Annotated in this window: 6 protein-coding genes; 4 read left to right on the forward strand and 2 right to left on the reverse strand. The window is 61.5% G+C overall.

Annotated elements, in window-relative coordinates; all coding sequences use genetic code 11:
* Window positions 1-55 precede the first annotated feature (55 nt).
* Window positions 56-1,576: a HAMP domain-containing sensor histidine kinase gene (locus ENZ74_RS21915; protein ID WP_063167986.1), complete on the reverse strand. Its 1,521-nt coding sequence runs from the start codon at window positions 1,574-1,576 to the stop codon at window positions 56-58.
* 75 nt (window positions 1,577-1,651) lie between these two features.
* Between ENZ74_RS21915 and ENZ74_RS21920 the strand changes: the two genes are divergently transcribed.
* The 4 genes from ENZ74_RS21920 to ENZ74_RS21935 all read left to right on the forward strand — a co-directional run bounded on the left by ENZ74_RS21920 (window position 1,652) and on the right by ENZ74_RS21935 (window position 4,147).
* On the forward strand, window positions 1,652-2,272 hold the full coding sequence (locus ENZ74_RS21920; RefSeq protein WP_063167987.1) for a thermonuclease family protein: 621 nt from the start codon (window positions 1,652-1,654) through the stop codon (window positions 2,270-2,272).
* A gap of 43 nt (window positions 2,273-2,315) precedes the next feature.
* Entirely contained in the window at window positions 2,316-2,927 is a 612-nt protein-coding gene (locus ENZ74_RS21925; RefSeq protein ID WP_027161586.1) for a glutathione S-transferase, read from the forward strand.
* 2 nt (window positions 2,928-2,929) lie between these two features.
* The gene (locus ENZ74_RS21930) at window positions 2,930-3,547 is read left to right on the forward strand and encodes a uracil-DNA glycosylase family protein (protein WP_024503311.1); all 618 of its coding nucleotides are present in this window, start codon (window positions 2,930-2,932) and stop codon (window positions 3,545-3,547) included.
* A 108-nt stretch (window positions 3,548-3,655) separates the two neighbouring features.
* On the forward strand, window positions 3,656-4,147 hold the full coding sequence (locus ENZ74_RS21935; RefSeq protein ID WP_006205209.1) for an Lrp/AsnC family transcriptional regulator: 492 nt from the start codon (window positions 3,656-3,658) through the stop codon (window positions 4,145-4,147).
* Between the two features lie 27 nt (window positions 4,148-4,174).
* Here the strand turns inward: ENZ74_RS21935 and ENZ74_RS21940 are convergent, their stop codons facing one another.
* Window positions 4,175-4,744 (reverse strand): DUF3299 domain-containing protein, encoded by a 570-nt coding sequence (locus tag ENZ74_RS21940; protein WP_013531710.1) that lies wholly within the window; start codon window positions 4,742-4,744, stop codon window positions 4,175-4,177.
* Window positions 4,745-4,909 lie beyond the last annotated feature (165 nt).

Genomic DNA, 4,909 nt, shown 5'->3' on the forward strand with positions numbered 1-4,909 from the left:
CCGCAGCCATGCCCGAACTGGTCAGCGCGGCGGTACGCGGTTAGGGCTTGAGGTATTACCGCCGTCGAGCCGCCACCGCCGCGGTCGGCAATGCTGGCAATTCCTCCATCACCCGGCTCAGCGGGAAGATGGCGATCGCCTCGGTGCCTTCGCGCAGCTTGGAATGAAGTTCGAACTCGCCGCCATGCATTGCGAGCAGCCCTTGCACGATCGGCAGGCCAAGCCCGGTGCCTTGCTCGGCGCTCTTGATGGCGATGGAGCCCTGGCCGAAGGCGGAAAGCACGATCGGGATCTCATCTTCCGGTATGCCCGGGCCATTGTCCTTGATCGAAATGTATTGTCCGCCGCCCGCCGTCCAACCGACACGGACGCGGATTTCGCCGCCGGTGGCGGTGAATTTTATCGCGTTCGACAGAAGGTTGAGCGTGATCTGCCGCACGGCCCGTTCATCGGCGAACAGCCGAGGCAGCTCGTGCTCGAAATCCTGGACGACACGGATATCCTTGTTGCGCGCTCTCAACTCCATCATGTGACAGCAGTCCTCGACGATACCAAGCAGCATCACCGGCTCTTCATTGAGCTGGTAGCGGCCGGCCTCGATGCGTGACAGGTCGAGAATCTCGTTGATCAGGTCGAGCAGATGCTGGCCGGATTCGTGCACGTCATGGGCGTAGTCACGATAGGTGGGATTGCTCATCGGTCCCAGCACCTCGTTCGACATCACCTCGGAAAAACCGAGAATGGCGTTGAGCGGCGTGCGCAATTCGTGGCTCATCGAGGCGAGGAACCGCGATTTCGCCAGATTAGCGTCCTCGGCCCGCCGCCGCGCTTCGTCCGACATCGATTTCGCCGTCTCCAGTTCGGCGATCAGCGCATCCTTTTCGGAGCGGAACGACAGCATCATCAGGGACGAGTGGTTCAGATGACGGGCCACATAGGCGAAAAACGGCAGCGACACGACCAGCAGCGCGGCCATGATCGCCTCGACCGGCATCCATAGCTTGGCGCCGGCATAGGCGTAGAGCGCCACGGGAACGGCAAAGGTCGCCAGCAGCGCGCCCCGCAGAGACGAGGTCATCACCGCGGTCGCCGCCATGGCGAACAACAGCACCACGGCCTTGACGATGTGGAACGGATCGACCTCGCAGACGCTGCAGCCAAGCCACACGAACCAAGCCCAGCCGAGACCGCACAGGAAATGGCCGATCAGGAATTCCCGCCGTGCTTGCAAAGGGTTGAGCTCGGAAGCTTCAGTGCGCTCGATGCGCCGCGCCATGACGGCAACGATAGTGTAGCAGGTTAGCGTGAACAGCGCCCAAAGCCCGATCTCATTGCCGATTCCGGCCAGCCGGCCACCCGCGGCAATCGCCAGCACGAGAAGCGGGATGGCGATGGCGCCGCTTGTCATCGCTCGGGCATGCAGCTTCAGCAGTTCGCGATCGAAATCGGGATTGCCGGCCTGCTGCGAAAGACGGTCACGCGTCTTGCGCACCGCGCGCGCGACATCGCTGTTGCGATGGCGTTTCCTGCGGTCCACAATGAACTTGTCCGCTGTGTTCGAGCGTTGCAAGGGCATCAAAACTTCAATTTATGCGAGCAGCGGTTTCCAAGTGTTAAGCTACGTTCGAATGATTAACCAACCGTTTGCCATATGAGCCGTTCATGGTCGCCGAGGCCGCGCCGGCGATACGTTGCGCGCCCCAGAAGCCTGTGGCGCCGGCTGGTGGATTACGGGCTTGCCGTCATCATCCTCGGACTGCTGATCCTGCTGGCGGCCCGCCTCGACCGGGTGGAGACACGCAAGACGCAAGGCGTGGCAATCATCAACGACGGCGATTCGATCACGCTTGGCACCGAGCGTATCCGCATGCGCGGCATCGATGCTCCGGAATATACGCAGACCTGCCGCAAGAACGGCGCGGACTATTCCTGCGGCACGCTTGCGCGTCAGTCGCTCGTTCGCCTGATCGCCGGCAAGCCCGTCTCTTGTACCGGCTGGCAGCGTGATCGTTATGGCCGGCTGCTCGGCGACTGCACCGCCGGCGGCAAGGATCTCAACCGCGCGCAGGTCGAGGCGGGCTGGGCGGTTGCCTATGGCGACTTCGAGAGCGAGGAAGCCATCGCCCGCGCGGCAAAGGCCGGCATCTGGGCGGGAACGTTCGATCAGCCGCAGAATTGGCGAGACAGCCATCACGGCGAAGTCGTCGAGAAGAAGCACGGCACACTGGCGTCGATCGGCGATGCCGTGCGCGAGATTTTTCGCTTCTGGTGATGCGCATCCTGGAACTGGAACCGAGGACGAACAGGAGGATGGAATGAAGCTCTTCGACGGTGGCCGGGCGCCCAATCCAAGGCGGGTCCGCGTTTTCCTGGCCGAGAAAGGCATCGAGGTTCCGCAGGTGCCCATCGATATGGGCGCGTTGGAACACAGGCAACAGGCGGTCAGCTCGCGCAACCCCTTGCAGCGTCTGCCGGTGCTGGAGCTCGACGACGGCACCGTCATCACCGAATCCGTCGCCATCTGCCGCTATTTCGAGGAGCTGCATCCCGAACCGGCCCTGTTCGGGCGTGGCGCACTCGGCAAGGCGCAGGTCGAGATGTGGCAGAGGCGGATGGAATTCAATTTGCTCAGCTGCGTCACGCAGGCCTTCCGGCACATCCATCCGGCCATGAAGGAATGGGAAATCCCGCAGGTCCCTGAATGGGGTGAGGCCAACAAGCCGAAGGCCGTGGCGTTCCTCAGGCTGCTGGACGGCGAACTGGGCAGCCGGGAGTTCATCGCCGGTGACAGCTATTCGATCGCCGACATCACCGGCCTGATCGCTGTCGACTTCATGAAGCCGGCACGCATCAAGGTACCGGATGAGTGCGCGAATGTGTTGCGCTGGCATCAAGCCGTTTCCAGCCGGCCGAGCGCATCAGCCTGAGAATGACTGCCGAACTCGAAAACCTCGTCGCCAGGGTCCGCGCCTGCCGCATCTGCGTGGAAAATCCGGCCGGCAAGCCGTTGCCGCATGAGCCGCGACCAGTGCTGCGCCCATCATCCACCGCCCGGATCCTGATCGCCAGCCAGGCGCCCGGCACCAAGGTGCATCTGTCGGGCATGCCGTTCACCGACGCTTCCGGCGACCGCCTGCGCAGCTGGCTTGGCGTGACGAGCGACGAATTCTACGACATCGAAAAATTCGCAATCGTCCCGATGGGCTTCTGCTTTCCCGGCCAGGATGCCAAGGGGGGAGATCTGCCGCCGAGGCGCGAATGCGCGGCGGCCTGGCGCGCACCTTTGATGGCCTCTATGCCACGGATCGATCTGGTGCTGACGATCGGTATCTACGCGCAGTCCTGGCACATGGGTGCGGCGCGCCGGCCCTCACTGACGGAAACGGTCATGGACTGGCGCTCCATCTGGGAGAATTCCATCGGTCCGAAAGTGCTGCCGCTGCCGCATCCCTCGTGGCGCAACACGGGCTGGCTGAAGAAGAATCCGTGGTTTGAAATGGATTTGCTGCCTTTTCTGCGTTCGGAAATCCGCTATCGCCTCGGCTGACCTTTCAGCAAGAAATCACTCGCTTTTTGCCCGATCAGCAGAATTTCTTTCTTGTGAAAGGCCTGGATAAGGCAGAGTATAGGCATTCTATTCCCTTGGGAGCACGATATGGATCGCCTCGATAGAAAAATTCTCCGCCTCTTGCAGGAGGACGCGACACTCGCGGTCGCCGATGTCGCCAAGAAAGTCGGGCTGTCGACGACGCCTTGCTGGAGACGCATCCAGAAGCTCGAGGAAGAGGGCGTCATCAAGCGGCGCGTTGCCATTCTCGACCATGAAAAGGTCAATGTGCGCGTCACCGTCTTCGTGTCGATCCGCACCAATTCGCATAGCCATGAATGGCTGCGGCGTTTCTCGGAAGTCATCCAGGAGTTTCCCGAGGTGGTCGAGTTCTACCGCATGAGCGGCGACGTCGATTATCTCCTGCGCGTCGTGGTGCCCGACATCGCGGCCTATGACGCCTTCTACAAACGGCTGATCGCCAAGATCGAAATCCGTGATGTGTCGTCGTCCTTCGCCATGGAGCAGATCAAGTACACGACCGAAATCCCGCTCGACTACATGGTTCTGGACAAGGAATCGGGTGCCAACGCTGCCTGAGCTGAACGTCACATAAAGTCGTCCCGCTTAGTTCTTCTTTTTGTTGAGGAAACTCCAGGGTGAGTTCACCGGCAGCGTGATCGTATCCGGCACGGTCTCGACGCTCACCACATCTGCCTTGCGCACGCTGTAGCCAGACTGGATGATGCTGACGCCGTCGAGGATGAACAGCTGGCTCTTCTCCATGTCCGGCTTCAGCGCGCCGGTGACCGCTACAGGCTGATAGGCCTCGGACATCTTGTAGGGACGGGCCGGCGTAACCAAGACAATCTGGTTGGGCGGCGGCGTCGGCATGTGACTGCAGGCACCCGTCCAGGGTACCAGCAGGAACTGGTAGACAAGATCACCGTCGCGATCGACCGGCAATGCGTAGCCGGCTAGCTGAATGCTTTTGTCCTGAAGATTGACGGACAGCGTTTCGCCATGGTCGGGCAATTTTGCCGCGATCATCGGCAGCCCGACGTTTTCGGCGGCGGATTGCGTAGCCGGACGCAGATCCTTCCAGAATATGTGCGCAGTCTCGGCCGAGGCATCGGCGGCAGCGGACACAAACAAAGCGGCAGCGAGCGCCAGGGTTGATTTTAGAGGATTGCTCATCGGCCGCTTCCTTTGAGCCTCAAGTAAAGACGCCGCTGCCAAAGACGTCAACGCTCGAGGCGCATCACATGTCGGCAGCCACTTCACATGTCGGCGAGATCCTGACATGGCGGAACGCGCGCCGTCAGCCTTTCCTGGCGGCGATCCGCGCGAGCGTCTTGGCAT

The organism is Mesorhizobium sp. M7A.F.Ca.CA.002.15.2.1, from assembly GCF_003998715.1.
GTDB classification, from domain to species: domain Bacteria; phylum Pseudomonadota; class Alphaproteobacteria; order Rhizobiales; family Rhizobiaceae; genus Mesorhizobium; species Mesorhizobium ciceri.